This window comes from Pseudoalteromonas sp. OF7H-1 (assembly GCF_022347825.1).
GTDB classification, from domain to species: Bacteria; Pseudomonadota; Gammaproteobacteria; order Enterobacterales; family Alteromonadaceae; genus Pseudoalteromonas; species Pseudoalteromonas maricaloris.
In genome coordinates this window covers 60,772-82,089 of record NZ_JAKRFX010000002.1, presented here as the reverse complement: position 1 = coordinate 82,089, position 21,318 = coordinate 60,772, and the positions used below count along the sequence as shown (strand labels likewise).

The 21,318-nt window shown below is 44.7% G+C and carries 21 protein-coding genes; 12 read left to right on the top strand and 9 right to left on the bottom strand.

The window, feature by feature from the left end; translation table 11 throughout:
* Window positions 1–16 precede the first annotated feature (16 nt).
* The gene (locus MHN30_RS02610) at window positions 17–2,005 is read left to right on the top strand and encodes a hypothetical protein (RefSeq protein ID WP_239357886.1); all 1,989 of its coding nucleotides are present in this window, start codon (window positions 17–19) and stop codon (window positions 2,003–2,005) included.
* Between the two features lie 91 nt (window positions 2,006–2,096).
* A complete protein-coding gene (locus MHN30_RS02605) occupies window positions 2,097–3,542 on the top strand; it encodes a metallophosphoesterase (protein WP_239357875.1) in 1,446 nt (481 codons plus the stop codon).
* A 16-nt stretch (window positions 3,543–3,558) separates the two neighbouring features.
* Here MHN30_RS02605 and MHN30_RS02600 read toward each other — a convergent pair whose 3' ends face one another.
* A complete protein-coding gene (locus MHN30_RS02600) occupies window positions 3,559–4,758 on the bottom strand; it encodes an MFS transporter (RefSeq protein WP_239357866.1) in 1,200 nt (399 codons plus the stop codon).
* A 108-nt stretch (window positions 4,759–4,866) separates the two neighbouring features.
* Between MHN30_RS02600 and MHN30_RS02595 the strand changes: the two genes are divergently transcribed.
* Entirely contained in the window at window positions 4,867–5,445 is a 579-nt protein-coding gene (locus tag MHN30_RS02595; RefSeq protein ID WP_130164564.1) for a TetR/AcrR family transcriptional regulator, read from the top strand.
* Between the two features lie 29 nt (window positions 5,446–5,474).
* Here the strand turns inward: MHN30_RS02595 and MHN30_RS02590 are convergent, their stop codons facing one another.
* The 5 genes from MHN30_RS02590 to MHN30_RS02570 form a co-directional block, all read right to left on the bottom strand.
* Window positions 5,475–6,017, bottom strand: coding sequence for a hypothetical protein (locus MHN30_RS02590; RefSeq protein ID WP_130164565.1), 543 nt, complete (start codon window positions 6,015–6,017; stop codon window positions 5,475–5,477).
* 12 nt (window positions 6,018–6,029) lie between these two features.
* Complete coding sequence (locus MHN30_RS02585; RefSeq protein WP_130164566.1) at window positions 6,030–6,614, bottom strand: hypothetical protein; 585 nt, start codon at window positions 6,612–6,614, stop codon at window positions 6,030–6,032.
* Window positions 6,615–6,693: 79 nt separating this feature from the next.
* Window positions 6,694–7,302: a hypothetical protein gene (locus MHN30_RS02580; RefSeq protein ID WP_130164567.1), complete on the bottom strand. Its 609-nt coding sequence runs from the start codon at window positions 7,300–7,302 to the stop codon at window positions 6,694–6,696.
* A 206-nt stretch (window positions 7,303–7,508) separates the two neighbouring features.
* Window positions 7,509–8,090, bottom strand: coding sequence for a hypothetical protein (locus MHN30_RS02575; protein ID WP_130164568.1), 582 nt, complete (start codon window positions 8,088–8,090; stop codon window positions 7,509–7,511).
* Window positions 8,091–8,196: 106 nt separating this feature from the next.
* The gene (locus MHN30_RS02570; RefSeq protein ID WP_239357865.1) at window positions 8,197–10,323 is read right to left on the bottom strand and encodes a TonB-dependent siderophore receptor; all 2,127 of its coding nucleotides are present in this window, start codon (window positions 10,321–10,323) and stop codon (window positions 8,197–8,199) included.
* Window positions 10,324–10,650: 327 nt separating this feature from the next.
* Between MHN30_RS02570 and MHN30_RS02565 the strand changes: the two genes are divergently transcribed.
* Both MHN30_RS02565 and MHN30_RS02560 read left to right on the top strand, forming a co-directional pair.
* Window positions 10,651–11,805, top strand: a complete 1,155-nt coding sequence (locus MHN30_RS02565) for a PepSY-associated TM helix domain-containing protein (protein WP_239357863.1) — start codon at window positions 10,651–10,653, stop codon at window positions 11,803–11,805.
* 6 nt (window positions 11,806–11,811) lie between these two features.
* Entirely contained in the window at window positions 11,812–12,285 is a 474-nt protein-coding gene (locus tag MHN30_RS02560; RefSeq protein WP_239357861.1) for a hypothetical protein, read from the top strand.
* 226 nt (window positions 12,286–12,511) lie between these two features.
* Here the strand turns inward: MHN30_RS02560 and ggt are convergent, their stop codons facing one another.
* On the bottom strand, window positions 12,512–14,254 hold the full coding sequence (gene ggt / locus MHN30_RS02555) for a gamma-glutamyltransferase (RefSeq protein WP_239357859.1): 1,743 nt from the start codon (window positions 14,252–14,254) through the stop codon (window positions 12,512–12,514).
* Window positions 14,255–14,558: 304 nt separating this feature from the next.
* Here ggt and MHN30_RS02550 point away from each other — a divergent pair, with 304 nt between their 5' ends.
* Window positions 14,559–14,741 (top strand): hypothetical protein, encoded by a 183-nt coding sequence (locus MHN30_RS02550; protein ID WP_130164573.1) that lies wholly within the window; start codon window positions 14,559–14,561, stop codon window positions 14,739–14,741.
* 32 nt (window positions 14,742–14,773) lie between these two features.
* Window positions 14,774–14,986: a hypothetical protein gene (locus MHN30_RS02545; RefSeq protein ID WP_069022722.1), complete on the top strand. Its 213-nt coding sequence runs from the start codon at window positions 14,774–14,776 to the stop codon at window positions 14,984–14,986.
* A gap of 46 nt (window positions 14,987–15,032) precedes the next feature.
* On the opposite strand, the gene MHN30_RS02540 is transcribed toward MHN30_RS02545, so the two are convergent.
* Both MHN30_RS02540 and MHN30_RS02535 read right to left on the bottom strand, forming a co-directional pair.
* Window positions 15,033–15,650: an HAD family phosphatase gene (locus MHN30_RS02540; protein WP_130164574.1), complete on the bottom strand. Its 618-nt coding sequence runs from the start codon at window positions 15,648–15,650 to the stop codon at window positions 15,033–15,035.
* Window positions 15,651–15,746: 96 nt separating this feature from the next.
* The gene (locus tag MHN30_RS02535; RefSeq protein ID WP_239357857.1) at window positions 15,747–16,673 is read right to left on the bottom strand and encodes a LysR family transcriptional regulator; all 927 of its coding nucleotides are present in this window, start codon (window positions 16,671–16,673) and stop codon (window positions 15,747–15,749) included.
* 112 nt (window positions 16,674–16,785) lie between these two features.
* Between MHN30_RS02535 and MHN30_RS02530 the strand changes: the two genes are divergently transcribed.
* The 5 genes from MHN30_RS02530 (at window position 16,786) to MHN30_RS02510 (ending at window position 21,312) form a co-directional block, all read left to right on the top strand.
* On the top strand, window positions 16,786–17,205 hold the full coding sequence (locus MHN30_RS02530) for a lactoylglutathione lyase (RefSeq protein WP_039491082.1): 420 nt from the start codon (window positions 16,786–16,788) through the stop codon (window positions 17,203–17,205).
* A gap of 13 nt (window positions 17,206–17,218) precedes the next feature.
* Window positions 17,219–18,340 carry an alkene reductase gene (locus MHN30_RS02525; protein WP_239357847.1) on the top strand — a complete coding sequence of 374 codons (1,122 nt, stop codon included), beginning with the start codon at window positions 17,219–17,221 and terminating at the stop codon, window positions 18,338–18,340.
* On the top strand, window positions 18,337–18,888 hold the full coding sequence (locus tag MHN30_RS02520; RefSeq protein WP_239357845.1) for a YbhB/YbcL family Raf kinase inhibitor-like protein: 552 nt from the start codon (window positions 18,337–18,339) through the stop codon (window positions 18,886–18,888). Before MHN30_RS02525 ends, MHN30_RS02520 begins: the two co-directional genes overlap by 4 nt.
* A gap of 2 nt (window positions 18,889–18,890) precedes the next feature.
* A complete protein-coding gene (locus MHN30_RS02515; protein ID WP_239357843.1) occupies window positions 18,891–19,829 on the top strand; it encodes a polysaccharide deacetylase family protein in 939 nt (312 codons plus the stop codon).
* Between the two features lie 235 nt (window positions 19,830–20,064).
* On the top strand, window positions 20,065–21,312 hold the full coding sequence (locus MHN30_RS02510) for an HlyD family efflux transporter periplasmic adaptor subunit (RefSeq protein WP_239357825.1): 1,248 nt from the start codon (window positions 20,065–20,067) through the stop codon (window positions 21,310–21,312).
* The last annotated feature ends 6 nt before the right edge of the window (window positions 21,313–21,318 follow it).

Below are 21,318 nucleotides of genomic sequence, written 5' to 3'. Positions count from 1 at the left end.
CCAATAAGGAAAGATTATGAATAAGTTCATCGCCACCACGCTTACCTGCTGGGCTTTGTCTTTAAGCGTTAACGCCTCAGCAGAGTCAGAGCACTACGACACATCAACCCTACCGCTATTATTTCACGCTGGTCAACAAGGTTATCAAGCCCTTTCACCTTGGTATTCTTTTCAATATCAGGACCAAAGGATCACCTTACAAACATGCGCAGAAGATGCCTGCAAACAAACGTTGCAATTTCCCCAATTAGAGCAAACTGCACCATTCAATAGCGAGACGTATGAGCCCAGCTATCAAGGTGAAGCTGGAAACATGAAAAAGTTAGAGAGTTACTCTCAACTCCAGCTCGGTTATCTAAAAGAAAACAGACTCTATGCCAGCGGCAATCAACGGCGTTTACTGTTCACGTTGCAACTCGCCTCGGGTAAAGCTGAGTTACCCTTTGTGTTTAATGATAACTATGACGAATCTCTGACAAAAGACAAGTCATCCCTTACACGAAGTTCCCCCTCCTGCGCTAAAGCCTGTAATACCACTTGGCAAGCATTTAGCGTGGATAAATCTGGCCAATATATCCCGGCTATTTTTGTTCGAGATGAAACAGGAAACTGGCTTATTCAAAGTACTCGCGACGCCATTCGCATTGAACTGACCACCTTAATCGGACAATATCAGCCGCCGGCGCTGCGCCATCACCACAATGACACCACACAGTCTAGCTATTCATTGAATGACGATAGTTTAATTGTTACTCGCCAAGCTGATAGCGTATCTCGCCACATCCTTAATCAAACTCAGGTTGTTGGCCTAAGTGATAAGCATTGGTTGCTGCTTCAAAATACCGACCTCACCCTCACGGATACCCGCTCAAATATACAAGCCAAGCGTCCAATCGCACAACTTGAGCTGTCACGCTTACTGGCAAGCTATCTTGATAACGATCGCTTATATCTATTGGGATTATCACCAAGAGACGCTGTGATTAAACCATCGCAGCAAACGATTATGACGCAATATCCAAAGCTTCATGAAGACGCCCTCGTTGCCACCTCTCTACTAGAACTAGATTTAGGGCTACAGGTTATTTCGGCCACAACGGTATTTATTCCTGACACTGAGTTTGCTGATATTCGCATTACTCGCAATGCTTGGGGAATATTGGTTAGCTCCGGCGAAGTTTCGGCACGTTCAACAACACATGCGTATGAAAGCAACCAATCGGCATCAGCAATGTCTGGCTGCCCGATGATAGCCAGTGGCTATGGTTATGGCTTGCTATGCTGGAAGGCGTTAAATAACCCAACACTCACCTACACCCCCAATGCCGCAAGTACAATGATCCCAACGACTGTGGTTGACAACACAACGCCAAATCTAATGAATCAATTAGAAAACAATCAATATGGGATTATTTTTAAAAATGGGGCAACGCCAACCGATCCGGGTGGAGTGTGGACTCATCCAGATAATGTTGCCACCAGTAAGGAAGGTTTAGGATTGGCTGTGGCCATGTACCATTATCGCTGGGGTTCGCCTGTCGCGGCGAATATCGTCTACCCATCGGGAAGCCCCGCACATCCTGTGATGTTTAGAAAGGTGGAATATCAAGCGGCGAATAGCAGTAATTTGCCACATAATGTTTGTAATCATTTTGCTGCCAGCTCAGGTTATCCTGAGTATCAGGCGGCTGATGCTTGTATGACACAGCCAGGTTTTGGCCTATTTAGCCTCGAAGATCTTACCTTCGACCGTTGGCAAGGGGGGAATTATTATCCGAATCAAACAGTCAGCGGGCAGGATAATTCTTGGTTTCCTTGGTATACCAACTTTGTTGGTGATCCACCAGTAACAGAAATCTTTGAGCAGGCCTCGAGTGTTGAAATGCTTGCACGGCTGCAATTTAACCTAGCGCAGTTTGGTAAAATCAACCAAGACACCTATGTTAACGGCACACGTTTTAGCCAAGACACAGTCACCGGCTTCTACCGCTGCAGCCACCAATAATCAGCTAAGAATAAGGATATTCGTATTCGAGACTCGCAAATTGTTAACAATGCATTAAACTTCATTCAACTGTTCAAAAAGGAATGAAGTCATGCGCATCATCATCGCCATTGCGACGCTCAATTTAATTGCTTGTAGCAGCACGTTTGCAGTCCAACAAGCAAATACCAAAGTATTAGGCGCTTACTCAATGTTCGCGCCTTCCACTACTGAAGCCCCAAATATTTACGCGCGCGTTGTTGTTGACGGCGTGCTCAGCGACGCCAATCAATGCCCAAGCTTGCTCTTTGGTAAAAAATCCATGCCGATGCAGTTGCGAGCAATGCGTCCAGACCAAACACACTTTCCGGTTTCAGTATGTGAAGCAAAAATCTCCCCAAACACGGCTTATACCGTCAGTGGTAGCCAATTCTCGTTAGCACCCGTGACATTCGATCCGAATAAAATTGCGGTTTTTGGCGACACTGGCTGTAAGTCATCCGTTTGCGAAAACAACACTGCTGCCGAGCCGTTTAAAACCCTCGCAGAGCAAGGGGCAAAGCAACAACCACAATTGTTGCTCCATATGGGGGATTTCAACTACCGAGGCACGGGTGGTGCGATTTCCGGTGATACCTATGCTTATGACGCAGGCGATGGTGGATATGGTGGTACTAGCTGCGGTCTTAACGATACCTACTACAGTCAAAACGCGTTAAATAGCCCAAGACCAGATACATGGAGCAACTGGCAAGCCGACTTTTTTGCCGCAACAACGGATCTTTCAGCAACCGCACCATGGATTTTTGCGCGAGGCAATCATGAACTTTGTAGCCGCGCAGGAATTGGCTGGTTTTACTTTTTTGGCCCGGGAGCCAATCTTCCTGATGCCATTGACCAACAGCAATGTCCATCTCAAGGGGATTATAATCAACCGCCACAATCTGCAAGTGCCCATATCATTGTGCAAAACTCCTATACCATCAACTTAAAACCGCTCAGTGTGTGGGTAATGGATAGCGCCAATGCCTGTGATGCCAGTGCTGATAATGGCCTGACAAAAGTCTACCAACAGCAATATCAACGACTTAATGTCAGAAGCGAACTGCTCAAAGCCAAACCCATGTGGATTATGAGCCACAGACCCATTTGGGGCGTTGAAGACCCAACAACCAAAGACACACTAAATGTGATGTTGCAAACCGCGCTGAAGAGCACCAGACAAGGTAAGTTGCCTGCTCACGTAACTTTATCACTCGCAGGACATATGCATATTTATCAGTCTTCAACCTTTGCTGCCAGTACCGCGCGCCCTGCGCAAATCGTTGTCGGCAATAGCGGCGTCAGCCTCAGTGATACCAATGCCTTTAGTGAATTTGATTATGCACTTGATAGCCAAAACGCAATCGTTAACGAGCAAGGTAAGTTCGGCTTTTTATCCATCAAGCTTGGCAAAGATGGCGCGTGGCAAGGGGAATTTTTGGATGAAAGTGGTGCCGCTTTTCTAACCTGCAGCAGCGAAACTACAGATAAACAAGCGGTATGTCGCGCGAAGTAAGCGCGACTCTTACATCCTATTCACTGACAACTTGAGTTACTCGCCTTGTATCGTGGTGTTTTTGATACCAGGCGAGTAACACCACGGTAGCAGCAGCGACGACTGCAACCCCAAATCCAAGATCCACGGTAAGGTGTTCAACGACCCATCCGGTCAACGCAGCCCCACCTGCGATCCCTACACCGAGCCCGGTAATTAGCCAAGTTAAGGCTTCAGTGAGTAAGTGTTTTGGTACGCTTTGCTCAACCAGACCCATGGCAATGATCATGGTTGGAGCAAACGCGAGTCCCGAAATAAACATCACTACTGCCAGACCATAAACGTGTTTAACACTGAGTAATAGCACGCTCGCGATCAATGTGAATATCGCAAAACGTACAAGCAGTACTGGCATAGACACACGCCACTTAACGGCCCCAAATCCAAACCCAGCAATACAAGAACCAAGCGCGTACATCGACAATACTAAGCTGGCCGCAATTGGCATCCCTTGCAGCTGAGCAAAAGCGATACTTAATACATCGATAGCACCAACTATTACACCGAGCGCCAATAACACCAAACTAAGCAACTTAACCGTGGAGTTAGCCAGTGCGGAAGTGCGGGTCTGATTTTCACTTTGTTCTATTTTTGGCTCGGTGTCCTTTTGCGACACTAACCAGATACTGCCTATCACAAACAAAATAACCGCTAGCAACGGACCGGCTTGAGGAAAGAGCAAGCTGCTCAGTGCAATCGCAAGTGGAGGTCCTATCACAAAGGTAATTTCATCCAGTACCGACTCAAAAGAATATGCCGTATTAAGTAAATCTTGATCTGATTGTATCGCGCTCCATCTGGCCCGAACTAAAGCCGGAACACTTGGCATAATGCCCGCACACATGGCTAAAACATAGAGGCTCCAAAGTGGCGCTTGCAAGTGACTTAATAGCAACAATGCCAGCGCAGATACAGCACTGAACAAGGTCGCAGGGATCACAACCTTGCGTTGCCCTACCCTATCAATCAGTCGCGACAACTGCGGCGCAGCAAATGCCATGGTGAAGGTAAATAGCGCAGCGATGGAACCTGCAACCCAGTATGAGTCATAGAGTTGCGAAAGCATGGTGATTAACCCAATCGCCATCATAGAGAGCGGCATACGAGCAATAAAACCAGCACAGCTAAAATGCTTAGTTCCTTTTATCTTAAAAATTTCGGAGTAAGGATTATTCATTGATCTCTCCTTGAGATTATTTTCACATACAGTGTGTATGTAAAAATAATTGACATACACACTGTATGTCAATTATAAATTGTGTAGTTTTTTAATAAGGATCGCAAAATGACAACAAGAAGCAGCATGATGGAGAAAACCCGCAGCGAGCTATTGGCCCAAGCCAGAGTACTTTTTGCAAGTAAAGGATTTGCAGGGACGGCGTTAGAAGAGCTGACAGCGGACGTAGGACTCACTCGAGGAGCGCTGTATCATCACTTTGGCAACAAAAAAGGGTTGTTTTACGCTGTCGTACAGCAACTAGATAGTGAAATGGATATCCGGCTCCGTGATATTGAACGTAGTGAAACCTCACCTCAGCAAGCGCTTTTGAAACGTGCAGAAACTTACTTGGATATGGCTACGGAGCCCGAGATACAGCGTATCATATTACGTGATGCGCAGTCGGTATTAGAGCCTGAACAACTCGAAAAGGCAGCGTCAGGGTGTGTGGCATCAATCACACAGTTACTAAGTGTAATCGCACCGCAACAGAGTTCTCAAGCGCATAAAACTAGCGCTCAATTTATCAATGGTGGATTAACGAGTCTCGCACTTTGGATTGCAAATCATCAAGTACCCGATCAAGCCGTAGATGATGCAAAACGTACCGCATACGAATTATTAAACCGTATTATGCCAGCTTAGATTTTACTTAATAAGAACAGCACGCCGAATCATTCGAACTGTTCTAGCGTATGCATAAGACTAAACGGATGCTGTAAAAACTCGGCTTGGTAGGTTTTATTGCGAACACTTTCTGGTAGCTGGTTAAATTCCAGCTCCGTTTCAACATAATCGAAATAAACGCTGGAGCTTACCGTGTTTAGCGCATTGACGAACCTTAAGACTTCTGGCTGCTTTTGCACCGCTAAATTCGCAGCAACAAGTCTGGCGAATTCGCCATATTCTTCGGCTTCACATTCTCTTTTTTGGTGAATATAAAAATAAGATAAAACGATACTTCGCTGCTGCGGGGTAATATTAAGACTGTGTAATTGTTTTGGTGTAATAACACGCGCATTTTCGCATGCCGCTTTTCTATCACCCAGTTGTGTTACGCTATTTAACAGCTCACTAAGCAGCGCCTTTTGAACTGGTGCTAATTGTTCAACTGGATACTCAATGGTCGGCGTAAGATCTACTGACATTGATTCAGCGTTCGCTTGTTGTGCGAATACAAGTCCAAACAATATCGAAATGAATAACTGGCGATTCATCAACTATTCCTTCTATCGTTCGAATCCGTAGATCTGTTCTATGCTTTTAAGATAATTAAAGTTGATCTGAAGAAAACCCGCCTTTAGTGTGGCCTCTTTTACCGTCTCAGGTAAGGCATTAAACCTTGCTTCAGCTTCAATAAAGTGTGCATAGCGAGAAGAAGACGCAGCATTGATGGCCTCTAAAAAGGTGAAATCACTATGCTGCCCTTTCGCTGCATGATTGACGACAAGTAACTTTGAAAATTCACTAAACTCTGCTGATTCGCACTGATTTTTGTTGAGACCGTCAAAGTAATGAAGAACTAAGGGGTAGTGCTTCATATTGATTTTTAGCGGGCTCAATTGCGACTTGTTCAACACATTATCAACGTTCTCACATTCCTTGCGCTTACTCTGTAATCGGTTATAGCTCTCTATAAGCGCTGACATTGCCCGTCGTTCAAAACCTTCTATTCCAAAATTGTCCAGTAGCGTGTTGAGTTCGCTGGGCTGCACAGGTGGCTTGTTAAGTATCTCTTGATAATCAGGTGTAGCGGCCACTGTGCTCACATTTAGCAATAAGCCCACGACTAAGGATGCTGAGGATAAATTCACTGTAAAATTCCTTTTCAATCATATTATTATAGTTTCTGCAGCATACAGGCCCTGCAGAGGCATGGCCTGCAGCCCTGGTTTATTCCATCACACTGTCAAGCGTAGCAAATAAATTGAAGTTCTTGTTTAAGTAGTCAGCGTTAAGAGCTGTTTCTCGAACTTGTTCCGGTAAGAGATTAAACTCGGCTTTAAACTCCCTAAAATCACCATAAAGGCGAGATGATAAAGTGTTCATGGAATTTATTAGCTCAACATTTTTTGGCTCTTTTTGAACAACCAAATTGACTGCAAGCAATCTCAAAAAGTGCTCATACGCTGCTCGCTCACACCGACTTTTGTTTACACTATCGACGTAAAATAACACTGTTACGTAATGTGTTTTGTCAATGCTCAATGCATCCATTTGTTTTACTGTAAGTATGTTGTCGACAGCTCGACAGCTCATTCTTCTTTTATGTAGCGAGTTATAGCTTGATAATAACTCCATCATCGTCGCGTGCTCACTCGACTTTAAATCAAACTCACTCTGTAAAGAAGTAAACTCCGATTCGCTTAGCGGTAGCTTGTTATACAATTCAGTGTAAGTCATTGAAGTTTTGGCATTAACAATACCCATAGCAGCGACTGATAGTAGCGCTATTACTAAATGCTTTATTAAGCTTCGTGTCCTTTTGATGTCACTTTCCAAAACTCCCTCCTGTTAATGACCGATCTTCAAAATATAGTCGCCGCAATGATAAACCATGTATTTTTGGCGCTAGAACAACACCATTCACCTCGGTTTACGCTGAGTCGCCTTACACGAGGTTATCTTACGAGACGCTACGACAACTTATTCGTGAAACCCAAACAGTATCAAAACGAATAACGAGATTTCACCACAGACACCTTTAATCACTTAAATGTCAAAACTGGCAATAAGCTTTCAACATAATTAAAGTTGTTTTTTAGAAAATCAGCTTTCAGCGCAGCCTCTTTCACGGGTTGGGGTAAGGTATTGAATGTTTCATCGGCCTCCATGAGCTCCTTGTAACTGAGAGAAGGTACTAGACTCATTAACTTTAACCTTTCGAAGCTTCTTTCATCTTTTAACATTACATAATTGACAGCAAACCTTCGTGAAAAATCACTAAACTCCGCAGATTCACACTGATTTTTGTTTAAGTAGTTAAAATAAGTGAGTACAGGAAGATAATAGTCTACCTCAATGTTGAGCGTGCTAAATTGCGAGTTGTTTAGAACCGTCGTAACCTTGTTGCATTCTTCACGTTTGCTGCGCAGTCGGCGATTACTTTCATCTAACTCGGCCATAACCTGCAGCGCAAGAGCTTGCCTATCAACGTCACTCTGTATCGTGGGAAGTTCACCAGTCAGCGGTTGTAGTTGGCTAATCACATATTGATTGTTGGGTGTGGCTGAGGCTGTACTTATATTTACCAATAAGCCAACGACCAGCAGTAATGGGGATAAACTCATTATAAATTCCTTTTAAATGATGTGTTGCAAGCATACACAACTTGCAATAAATAGACAATGAACAACAGCGTGGCCCACCAGCCACGCTTAGTTAGTTTACAGTCTGCTAAAAATCATAGCTGAAACTTAAGCTGTAATTTCTCGGCGCGCCATAACGATACTGATCAAAAAAGCCAATTTGGCTGTAGTACTTTTCATCGAAGAGGTTTTCTACGTTGAGTTGTAGCGCCATATTGTCTGCCAGTGCGTAGTTTGCCATCAAGCTAACCAGTGCATAGGCATCTTGTTCTAGCCTATTGTTGCCCGTTACTGAATACGTGTCATCTTGCCAGTTCACGCCACCACCAATCGTCAACTCAGGTAAAGCTTTCACAAATTGGTAAGTCGCATACAACTTAAATTGCTTTCTTGGGTTATCGGTATTCACTTCAATGCCTTTGGCATCCTCGGCTTTGTATTGTGAATAACCCAAATGCACATCAAAACCGTCAGTTAACTGACCCACCACTTCAAATTCGAAGCCTTTACTGGTTGTGCCTTCAGCAGCATATTGCGCGACTGTATTTGCCGAACCTGGAACTATGTATCCTATATCATCTTGAGCTAGGTTATCTTGTTCGATTTGGAAAATCGCCAATGTGGTTTGCAGCGCATCATCTAGATAGGTGCTTTTTAACCCCACTTCGTATGATTTGCCTTTGATTGGCTCCAGGAAATCACCATTACGGTCTTGGGCATTTTGCGGCTGGAATATTTCAGTGTAACTTGCATACACTCGCTGCGTTGTCGACATGTCATATAAGGCGCCAGCGTAAGGAATGAATACGCCATTGTCGCCAAAGTCAGTGATGATGACATAGCTTTCGCCTTCGCGCTGCCAGCTCGACAACCGACCACCCGCTATCACGTTAAGCTCATCGCTAAGGTTTAGCCTTGTTGCGGCGTAAAACCCTGTTTGCTCGGTATCCATATCTTGAGCAACTGAGGTTTCTGTGCCCCACGTCGGCTCAGGAAAATTCCCATCCCACTCGTAAAAATTGCCAACAGGCAAAAAGGCATTATCGAGCGCAGCAAAAGTGAGGGTATCGGCGCTTTGCTCACTGTAAAGCGCGCCGGTTACAAAATCATGCTCACGACCAGCGAGTTGATAAAAACCTTGAAGCCGGATATCAAAGCTGTCTTGGTTACTTTCACCAGTACTTTTATAAGGCAAAGACGCTAGACCTTCGCCTGTTGTTTTGTCTAATTGACCATGAAGGTATAAAAGCTCTGTATCTTGCTCGTATTTCAGCTTGTTGTAATTAGCGACCAGTTCCCAGCCATTCGCAAAGTTATGGCTAAAGTTCACAAAAGCATTAGTGCCAGTAGTTTGCCACTCAGTCCAATTTGCAGCCGTGGTTTTTTCGACTTCCCAGTCTGTTTTACTTCTATCAGTAAAGAAAGTAGGTAGTGCCCCCCAAGTTGGACTGGTAGGATCGTTTCGCTGATAGCTTGCACCAACGCGGATTGTCGAATGCGTGCTTAAATCCGCTTCTAATACCCCATAAAGCACGGTACTTTCGTCAGAGAAGAGATCTTGATACGAGTCACCTTCTTCATACTTCGCGACCACTCGTCCACGCACACTGCCATCGTTAGTTAATCCATTGGCAACGTCCACCATCACTTCTTTATTGTTCCAGCTCCCCAAAGAGACACTAGTGAAACCTGTGAGGTCGGTGCTATTTGCATGTTTGCGTACTAGGTTAATTGAAGCTGAAGGATCGCCCGCGCCGGTTAATAACCCGGTTGCACCACGCACAAACTCCACGCGCTCGTATATAGCAACATCCGCGATGGTTTCGCCTGAATCCCCCGCTAAACTCCATGACAAAGGAACGCCGTCAATTTGATAGTTGGTAATGTCAAAGCCACGAGACTGCAACGTATTACGAACATTATCAATTTCTTTCGCTGACACCCCAATCGCATTTAACACGGTATCGGTTAATGTATCGAGTTTTTGCTCTTTGATCCGTGCAGCAGTAATAACGCTAACAGATTGCGGCGTCTCAAGAAGAGATAACCCTAAGCCAGTTGCGGTGTCTATCACTTCATTGACGGTGTATTTTCCCGTCACAACTATTTTTTCAATTTCTTCATTATCTTGCTGTGCTGCTTGCACCTGTAATGCTGACGTGCCGAGCGCTGCCATAACAGCAAATGAGAGCGTTTTGAGAGGCAGAGTGTTCACTGGGTTCATCCTAATATTGTAAAAATTGAAACGATAATAATGCAGATGATAACCATTAGCAATAACATTAAGGTGAATTACAACCTGTTTCGAACCCGATTTAAGGAACGTTCCTAAAAACAGTAACCAACTAATTTAAAAAGATTTTCCTATAAACGAAACAAGTAAGATAAACCGCTAAACGAATAAAACATGCCATTTAACGTACATCCAAATGAATATAATTGCTATTTACACTTTTAAAAAGATATACTTTATTTACATTTTTGCGCAAATACTCCCTCAGCTTTAATTTGTCGCCGTCATTCAAAAAACTAGGAACACACAATGGCAAAGAAAATAAGCAACAAGTTTTGGTTTCAGTTGCATGGTTGGTTTTCACTGCCAATATGGCTACTGTTTTGCTTTATTTGTATCACAGGTACCATTTCCGTTTTCAGCCATGAACTTACATGGCTTACCAACCCTGATTCTCGGGCACATAACCCCAGTCAGGTAAGTGAGATGTCAGCGGGCTCAGTGTTACGCGCGTTTAAGGATGAGCACCCAAGTGCAGATGTCATGGGGCTCAATGTGAGAGAGCCCTATTTGACCTATGTGGTGATGTTTACCGACGTCGACAAGCCCTATGCGCTTGCATACGTAAACCAGTACACAGGAGCTGTTCAGGAAATAAATGACGGCAATACGTTTATTAACTTTATGCGTTCACTACATGGCTGGCTGCTATTTCCATGGCAAAATGGCTACAGTGTTGGTTACTATTTAGTGGCGTTTATGTCACTGATCCTATTGGGTGCGTTGATCACAGGTCTTATGGTATACAAAAAGTTTTGGTTAGCGTTTTTTCAGTTTAAGCTGCGTAAATCACAAGGTGGTCGCACCCTTGCCGCTGACATCCATAAACTCAGCGGAGTATGGTCGCTTTGGTTTATGACCGTAATGAGCCTCACCGGACTGTGGTATTTAACGCAAGCGGTGCTGTGGCATGCTGGTGTTGAACTCGAACATCATGAAACATTAAATGCAGCGGATATACCCAACTCAACAATAAACGCGAATGCAGTGGAAACCAGTGTTGACCTAGCGCTCGGTGAAATCCAACAACAGTACACTGACTTTCGCCCAAGTTACATCATGCTACCTGAGCATAACCGCGATACGCTCAAAATCAGTGGCGCAAACGACTACGTACTCTATGACGATTACAGCATAAATATTGCCTACAACACTTGGAATGATACTGTCGTTCATCATGCAAACCCTGATTCAATGACAGGCTTACAAACGGTTATGCACATCACAGATCCACTGCACTACGGCACCATAGGAGGGATCTGGACCAAAGTCATCTGGTTTATTTTTGGCTGTATTTTATCCGGGATGTCTGTCACTGGATTTATCATGTATCAGCTTCGGACCAAACGCGCGCGTAGCCAGGAACGGAGCAAGACAAGACAACTAAAAGCACAGCAAGGGTAAATCGCCATGAATGCAGTCAAACACTTTATACAACACAATAAATATTGGTTAAATGCCCTATTGCTGGTATTGCCAGCTTGGTTTTATTATCAATCATTACATCCAGAATTTCCCGCACCATTGGCGAAGCAAACACTTGGAAAGTACAGCATTACACCAATGCCTTTTGACGACAAGCCGCCATACATCCACGATAACTTATACGTCAAAGACTTCTTATTGCTATTTAATAAAGGCGATGTTGATTCTATGCGTCAAGGCTATCTCAATATCGGCCCCAACGCGATGCCACTTGCACAGCTTATGGAGCATGAGCTCGGGATCCTTCACGGCACAAAACACGGTCAACACGTACATGCTTTAGCAAAGAAAACATTATCAAAAGACGACAGGGTTTGGCTGACGATTGAAACTTGGCAAGGCGAAGTCATCGTCATGAATTGGCCACTGCCAGAGTATTTAATCAAAGAAAGTGCATAGAAAAGGGGCACCTCGCCCCTACTCGATTTAAATTACACTTAAGACTCAATGGAAATCAGGATATTATACCAGTTGTATTAAGTAAATGATCTATCTTGAAGCGGGGAAATAGCTTGAGTAGCAAGGCAAAAATTTTGCTATTTAGTTGTTCTAAATGAGAAATTTTTAACGAAGCTAATATGCTATTTCACCCTTCAAATTGATTAGAGAATTAATTCAATTGGTATTAGTACCCCACCGCAGCGCTATCTGCACGCCTTGGATCTGAGGAGCCAAATAGACCTTTATCGGTAAGCATGATTGACTGGGTTGAGCCCATCGCATTCTGCTCCGAAAGTGTGTGCCCTTTGTTTTCTAGTAGACGTCGAGTATCCACATTTAAGCTACGTTCAATACGAATTTCATCTGGTAACCATTGGTGGTGAATACGCGGAGCCACGGTTGCTTCAGCGATGTTCAAGCCATGATCAATAACATTCATAATGATTTGTAGCGTGGTGGTGATAATACGTGAGCCACCCGGGCTACCCGTTACCAAAAAGGGCTTACCCTCTTTCATTACAATCGTAGGTGTCATCGAGCTCAGCGGGCGCTTCTTGCCTTCAACGGCGTTAGCTTCTCCACCAACCAAGCCAAAACCGTTTGGTGTGCCGGGCTTTGCCGAGAAATCATCCATTTCGTTGTTAAGTAGAATGCCTGTGCCAGCCGCGACAATACCTGAGCCATAGCTAAAATTGAGCGTGTAAGTGTTACTCACCGCATTGCCCCACTTATCTACCACGGAATAATGCGTGGTTTGGTTACTCTCATAAGGTAATAATTTACCGGGCTTAATCTCACGGCTTGGTGTCGCTTTGTCTGCGTTTATTTGTTTACTACGCTGCATTGCATATTGCTTATCCACCAATGCTTTAACGGGTACGTCGTAGAAATCGGGGTCGCCCAAATATTCACTGCGGTCAGCATATGCACGCTTCATGACCTCAGCCATTAAATGGACGGTAGCAGCGCTATTATGCCCAAGCTCACCAATAGGATATTGCTCCAGCATGTTCAGCATCTCTATGATATGCACACCACCAGATGAAGGAGGCGGCATAGAAACGATGTCGTAGCCGCGGTATGTGCCTTTTACCGGCTCACGCTCTACCGCTTTATAGCCTTTTAAATCATCCAGCGACATAATGCCACCAGCTGCTTCTACCGCAGCAACAATTTTCTTTGCTGTCTCGCCCTGATAAAAGCCCGCGCTGCCTTTTTCAGCGATCAGCGCTAAAGAGTGGGCAAGATCTGCTTGCACCAGCCATTCATTTGGCTTGTAGCTGCTACCATCTTTTTTATAAAACACGGCCTTAGACGCCGGCACACTCAGCATTCGTTCTTTAATATAATTATGAGAAAGCGAATTAGCTAAATCAGAGGTCACTTTAATGCCATCTCGCGCCAATTTTATTGCAGGCTGAATAACTTGGTTAAGTGTCATGGTGCCGTATTTTTCGAGTGCTAACTCCATCCCCATAACAGTTCCGGGAACACCCACGGCAAGGCCGTGCTGAAGGCTTAGCTTTGGGTTTACCTCGCCATTTTCATCAATAAAGATATCTTTGTGCGCACGGCTCGGTGCCATTTCGCGATAATCAATCGCGATGGTTTTATTCTCTTTTGCCAGATGCACTAGCATAAAACCACCACCGCCGATATTTCCGGCCCTTGGCAAAGTCACAGCAAGACTAAAACCTACTGCGACAGCCGCATCAACGGCATTACCACCTTGCTTTAAAATCTCCACCCCAACCTGACTGGCAAGTGCCTCTTGGCTAGATACCATGCCATGCTCAGCCCATATTGGCTGTGCTGTGGCTTTAGAACTAAATATTGGTGACTCGTCAGCTTGCGCCGTGTTACCAAACGCAACACCCACGCACAAGGAAACAGAGCAAGTCCACACCAAGGCTGTTAATTTACGCATCTTCATCCCGTTTTTTAATTATTCTCATGTTGCAGTGTTGCATGATTAAAAAGACCAAACAATATCGATGCGTTGGGCGACTGACAGTGCAAATTTACATTACACCATAGTTACTGCACTCAAGGCTAACAAGCAGCATGTTGTCGAACGTTGAAGTTACACAGGGTTGAAATAAGGCAATTGAGAAAAAACATAAATTTAACCTTTAAAAAACATATTTGACAAATAATTTATGTTGGGTACAGTCAATAATATAGTTTGTTTTTTGTACGACAATTCACGCTTTCGCAATAAGGAAAATAAGATGAAATTAACACTAACAAAAAGAAAGATAAAACAACTGAACCATACTGCAGGCTTGGAAAAAGCCCAAACACCAAACATCGCGGGAGGTTATTTAACCGCGGGTTGTGACAGAGAAATAACCGAGTTATGCAACACGAAAGCATTTGGTTCTTGCTTTAACTGTGGCTCTCTTCGCTGTTAATACGCTTTCTTACCACCCAAAGGAAATGAAAAATGAAAATTAAACTGAATAAAAAGCCGCTTAAAAACTTAAACAATGCTCAAGCTATTGCACCACAAGCAACCCCCCAAATTGGTGGTGGTATAAACCGTTTGACTGATTTGGACTGTGTACCGACTAACCGCCACGATTGCCGTACAGGTGCTATCTCTTGTTACGGTGATCACGACTGCGCTTTCACAAATAGACAGTATATGTGTGATTAATTCTTTTTAGGCCCGTACTTGGGCCTATTTTGGAGTCTCGATCTGCTTAAAACACTAATCCTAGCTCACGTAACTCGCGCTCAGCTTGCGCCGCATTAAAGAACTGAATGCCATGCAATCCGACCTGCTTTGCACCTTCAACATTCGCTAAGACATCATCAAGAAAAACACAGTCATCTGCCACCAGTTGATAGCGCTCCAGTAAATGAGTAAAAATAGCTTTGCCGGGCTTCATGCAGCCAAGCTCAGCAGAAACGATTTCTCCGTCAAAGTGTTGCCAGAAAGTATGACGCGCTTTTAGGTGGCTCACAATCTCGTGCACATTATCGGTCAGGGCATAAGCACTATATCCAGCCGCCTTTAGGCGCTGCATCAGTGAAAGCGTGCCATAAAGTGGGATCAGCGATTCTTTGATATAAAAGAACAGTTCATCAGCTTGCTCAGAGGTTAAGTGACAGGTTTGCATAAAAGCGTGCTTGGTGTCTGCTTCAGTCAGTTCGCCTCGATTAATCGCAAACCAAATCTCACTGTGGAACAGCTGCTTAGCTAGACTCTCAACGTCGCATTGGTTGCCAAAGGTAAGCCGAACTATCTCCTCCGGTGACCACCTCACAAATACGTTACCGACGTCAAAAATTACGTGTTTAATATTGCCAATTGCCATCCTTGAACCTCTTTAGTTAGTTTAAATATGAGCGTTTATTATGCATATCTTTATCACTTACGCACTGCTAATTCGTTAGACTTCATTGAAATAAAATCAATCATGCATTTGTTGTAAATACTCGCTAAAAAAGGTTAGAAACGCTTTGACTTGGCGAGGTTGAAACTGCCTAGATGGATAAATAGCTTGCAGCGCGACTTTATCTGAGTCCGTTGGACTAAATCCCAATGTTTGAGTTGGCAACAACTCCACCAATCGCCCCGCTTTAATATCTTTGTGAACATCCAGCCACGACTTGATGGTGATCCCAAGCCCTTGAATGGCCCAGTTCCGCAATACTTCTCCATCTGAACTCACTAAACAGGTAGGCACGGTTTCAATGATGGTTGCTTGCGTGTCTCTGTCGATAAAATACCAATCGTTTAGCGCCTGTCCAGCTCTTTTCAGTACTAAACAGCGATGTTGCTGTAATGCTTGATAGCAATTTGGTGTACCATACTGTTCGAGATAGTTTGGAGCTGCTACCAGCATTCTGCGGTTGTTTAACAGAGGCCGAGATATCAAGCTGCTATCATTTAAATTACCATAACGAATGGCGATATCAGTGCCAGACTCAACTAATTTGACTAAGCCCTCCCCTAGGCTTAAGTTAACCACCACCTGTGGATGCTGCGTGGCAAACTCCGCAACGGCGGGAACCACGTACTGACGGCCAAAGTCAGAGCTTGCTGCAATTTTGAGTGTGCCTCTCAAATCAGGATCGGCATCTTGCAGTAGTGCCTCCGCCGCCGCAACCTCCTCAATAACTCGCACACAGCCCTGATAAAACCGCTCTCCCGCTTCGGTCAGTTTGATACTTCTGGTATTTCGAGTCAGTAAACGGGTTTTATAGTGCGCTTCAAGTGCATTGAGCCGTGCGGTCATGCTCGCTGGAGAAAGCCCTAATACTCGCCCTGCCGCAGCTAAGCCATCAGAACGCACCACTTGAACAAAAAGCGCCATATCGTCTGCTTTGCTTTTCATTATTCACCTTTTATGAAAAGTAATTTTATATAAAAGCCAATTATCAAATATTAATAAACAAATAGACTGTTCTCAACGCATAAATCGCTAACACCAATGGAGGTAACACACCATGCAGTTAGATCACTTTTTGTTTAGAGCACATGACATGGCAAAAATGGCGACCTTTTTTGAGCAGGTGCTTAGGCTTAAAGAAGGCTTACGTCCACCTTTTCCATTTCCAGGAAAGTGGTTCTATGGCGACCAACAACAACCTTTCATTCATCTGGTTGAACAATCACCACATACCCAAGCACAGGCTGAATACCTTGGTTCTGTGCAAAACACAAGCATGAGTACTAGCAACATAGATCATATTGCATTTCGTGGTGACGATTACCCCGGGTTAATCGCCCGACTAGAGCATTTTGGCGTTCGCTACGTGGAACGAGATGTCCCTATAAGCAATGAGCATCAGGTTTTTATCTTTGCACCTGAATCTCTAAAAATTGAAGTGCTGTTCCCACGCCACATCAACTCACTTGTCCAATAATTAGGAGAATACTATGTCTGATCCATTGTTATTTACGCAGAAAAAACTCGGTAATTTAATCTTACCAAACCGCATTTTGATGGCACCAATGACCCGCTCTAGAACAACACAACCGGGAGATATTCCAAATCAGTTGATGGCAAAGTACTACGCCCAACGCGCTTCGGCAGGGCTTATCATCAGTGAAGCCACACAAATTTCTTGTCAGGGCAAAGGATATTCATTTACTCCCGGAATTTATACCGCTTCGCAGGTTGCTGGATGGAAGGAAATCACCCATGCAGTGCAGCAAAAAGGTGGCCGTATTTTCTGTCAGCTTTGGCATGTCGGTCGTATGTCTCACTCCACTTTTCATGAAGATGGCCAACCCGTCGCCCCCTCAGCACTGGCGCCCGACGCACAAGTGTGGGTGGTCAATGAAAAAGGAGTGGGTGAAATGGTCGATTGCCCAACACCACGCGCACTGGCAACCCAAGAAATACAGAGCATAGTCGAAGATTATGTCCATGCGGCTGAGAATGCCATGATGGCGGGGTTTAATGGCGTCGAGATCCACTCTGGTAATGGCTACTTAATCGACCAGTTTTTACGCCGCAGCTCTAATCAACGTCATGATCAATATGGTGGCTCGAAGGAAAACCGAATTCGCTTTGCGGTTGAAGTTATCACTGCGATTAGCCAAGCAATTGGGCCTGAAAAAGTAGGGATCCGATTAGCGCCTTTTATTACCCAACGTGGCATGCAAGACGAAGAAGCCATTGATACTATTTTGCTCGCCGCGGAGCACTTTAACCGCTTAGGCATTGCCTATGTGCACTTAGCAGAAGCGGACTGGGATGATGCGCCGGTCGTGACGGAGAGTTTTAGGCAAGCACTAAGAAGAAAATTTCACGGCGCCATTATTGTGGCGGGAAATTACGAACCAGAGCAAGCCGAAGCCCTTATTGAACAAGGTCTAGTTGACTTTGTGGCTTTTGGTCGCAAGTTTATCTCCAACCCAGATCTCGTATACCGTCTGACTCATCAATTACCTTTGAGTCCAATCAACCCTGATGCGCCTTTGTTTGGTGGTAGCGAGCAGGGCTACACCGACTATGCAGATTTTCAACAATTAAGAGCAAAAGGTGCAATATGAAGCCATTATTACTGAACTTATCCCTAGCCTCCATGGCATTACTCGGTGCAACCAATGCAATTTCAGCACCTGAGTTTACACTAGAAAGCCCAGATCTTGTTGCCGAAAAATCTATTCGGCCATTTCAATACTGGGATCAATTTGGCTGCGAGGGAAACAGCACACGACCAACCTTAGTTTGGTCAAATGCACCTAAACAAACCAAGAGCTTTGCGGTGACATTTTACGATCAAGACGCGCCAAGCGGCAGCGGATTTTGGCACTGGCAAGTGTATAACTTGCCCAAAGACACGACTAGGCTTGCAGAAACTTTACCAAGCCAAGCCATTGAAGGTAATACGGATTTAGGAAAGCCTGGGTACTTTGGCCCGTGCCCGCCTATTGGCCGCAAACATAAATACACCTTTACCGTGCATGCGCTAGACGTAGATACACTCCCCGTGCAAGCTGGTGCAACGGCACCACTTACTGGATTTTTTATCCACCAGCATAGCTTAGCGCAGGCAACACTTTCTGTGTATGCAGGCCCAAGAGCCGCAGGAGAATAACCATGCGTACCACGTTGACCACAAGTATTCGAGCACTACTAACAGCAACCGCCCTGCTTGCAGGCACAGCCCACGGCGCTGAAATAGAGCCTGGCCATTACTGGCCTGATGATGCTCAATTGGTGATCTCTATCTCCATGCAGTTTGAAGCAACCGCGCAAGACCCAAGCGATCCTGGGCCATTTCCTCAGCAAGAAGCGGGCTATCCCGACACCGTCGCTCCTACTTGGTATCAGTATGGCATGAATGAAGGGATCCCTCGATTACTTAAGCTTTGGGATAAGCACAACATCAAAGTGACGTCCCACATGGTAGGAAAAGCTGCAGAGCTTAACCCTAAACTTGCCAAAATGGTGGCAGAAAAAGGGCATGAAATTTCAGGTCATGGACAAAACTGGACACCACAATACTCGATGACACCCGAAGAGGAACGTGCATCTTATATTCACAGTGCAGATGTGCTTGAAAAGATCACCGGGCAAAGACCACAAGGCTTTAATGCATTTTGGATGCGCCACTCTGAGCAAACTTTAACTATTTTGCAGTCCCTTGGATTTATCTATCATATTGATGACTTATCTCGGGACGAGCCTTCGTTTACCCCGGTCAATGGCAAACCCTTCGTGGTGGTGCCTTATACCTTTAGAAATAACGATATCGTACGCTATGGCGGCAGCTCCGCAATGACAGCAAAAGCCTATTTGCAAGAGTTAAAAGACGAGTTTGATGTGCTTTATGAAGAAGGAAAATCCCAGCGCCGGATGATGTCTATCAGCGCACACGACAGGCTCGCAGGCAGCCCTGCTCGCGTAAAAGCACTTGACGACTTTATTCGTTACGCGAAATCGCATCCAAAGGTTAAGTTTATGCGCAAAATAGACATAGCGAAATGGACCCTAAAACAGCAAGACGTACCAACCAACCCAGAACGTGTGTTTTAACAAATAATAACGCTGCAATTCATAGGCTCTATTGATGAGCCTATTTTCTTCTGCGCACTTGCAAATACAATCGAGCTTCCCAAATCCACAATTTTTATTTTCGAAACCGCAAAAAGCACTCCTTCCCTGCAAACAGAGAAAGTAAAAAATCCAATAATTTCAGTGAATTAAATTTTGGCATGTGACTTGTTATCTACTGAGTAATAACAACCTTCATTCCACCAGAGATATCAACATGGATATACAAGTCGAACATAAAAAACGCAACAAGGTTAACTGGTTGTGGGCCGTTGGCGGAACTATTTTCGCCGTAGTTATTATATGGCTGCTATTACAACCCTCAGCGCAGGCATCTTTGCCTATGGCAAAAACATGGATTGCGGAGGTCCAGCAAGGGGATTTAGAGGTCAGTGTATCTGGATATGGTCAGCTTAAATCGAGAACGCCGCGTTTGATAAGTGCCGCAAGCGATGCCACTGTTGAAGAAATTTTGCTGCGCCCAGGTGCACAAGTTAACCCCGACAGCATCATCATAAGGTTACAAGATGCAAATTTGGCCCAATCTTTAAAAGATGCCAAACGCAGTTTGGCGCAATCGCAAGACCAATATCTACAGCTCGATATCAATCAACAACGAGAACTGCTGTCTCATCAGGCGGATTTGGAAGTTCTGAGATCTGAGTTAGAAAGTGCTGAGCTGGAGGTTACCGCTCAAGGAGAGTTGGTTGAAGATGGGGTTGTTTCTAAACTCGACTACCAACGCGCGGTACTTACCCATCGCCAGCTGAAACGTCGCATTAATATTGAACAACAGCGAATATCACAATTGCAGACCTTACACAAAGCCAACCTGCAGCTTGCGCAGTCAAATATTGATGCCAGTAATGAAGCATTTTTATTGGTGCAAGATAGGGTGAATAAGCTCACTGTACGGGCTGGGATCAAAGGAGTATTGCAGCAACTTCATGTGGAACTTGGACAAAGTGTCTCTCTTGGCACTCAATTGGTGTTAGTTGGTAGCACCACAGATTTATATGCGCAATTGCAGATCCCACAAGCCTATGCCCAGCAAATAAAGCTGGCTCAGCATGTGAGCATCAATACCCGTAACGACTTAATTGAAGGCCAAGTGTCGCGCATTAATCCAATGGTACAAAATGGCAATATTGAAGTTGAGGTGACACTGCCTAAAAGTCTGCCCGCGAGTGCTCGCCCCGAGCTAAATATTGAGGGAAAAGTCTCTATCGACAAATTGAGTTCCGCACTGTTCATCGACAAACCCGTCGGTGCAAAACCTTATAGCCAAGCAACCTTATATCTTGTTGATAAAGAAAAACAACAAGCCCATGCAATTCAAGTACACTATGGCGCAGAAACGTCACAGCATATTCAGCTGCTCAGTGGCGCTTCGACAAATCAGCAGTTTATTTTGTCGGATATGGCATCTTATGCCGACACACCCATAGTGACTTTGAGCAAATAACAAACC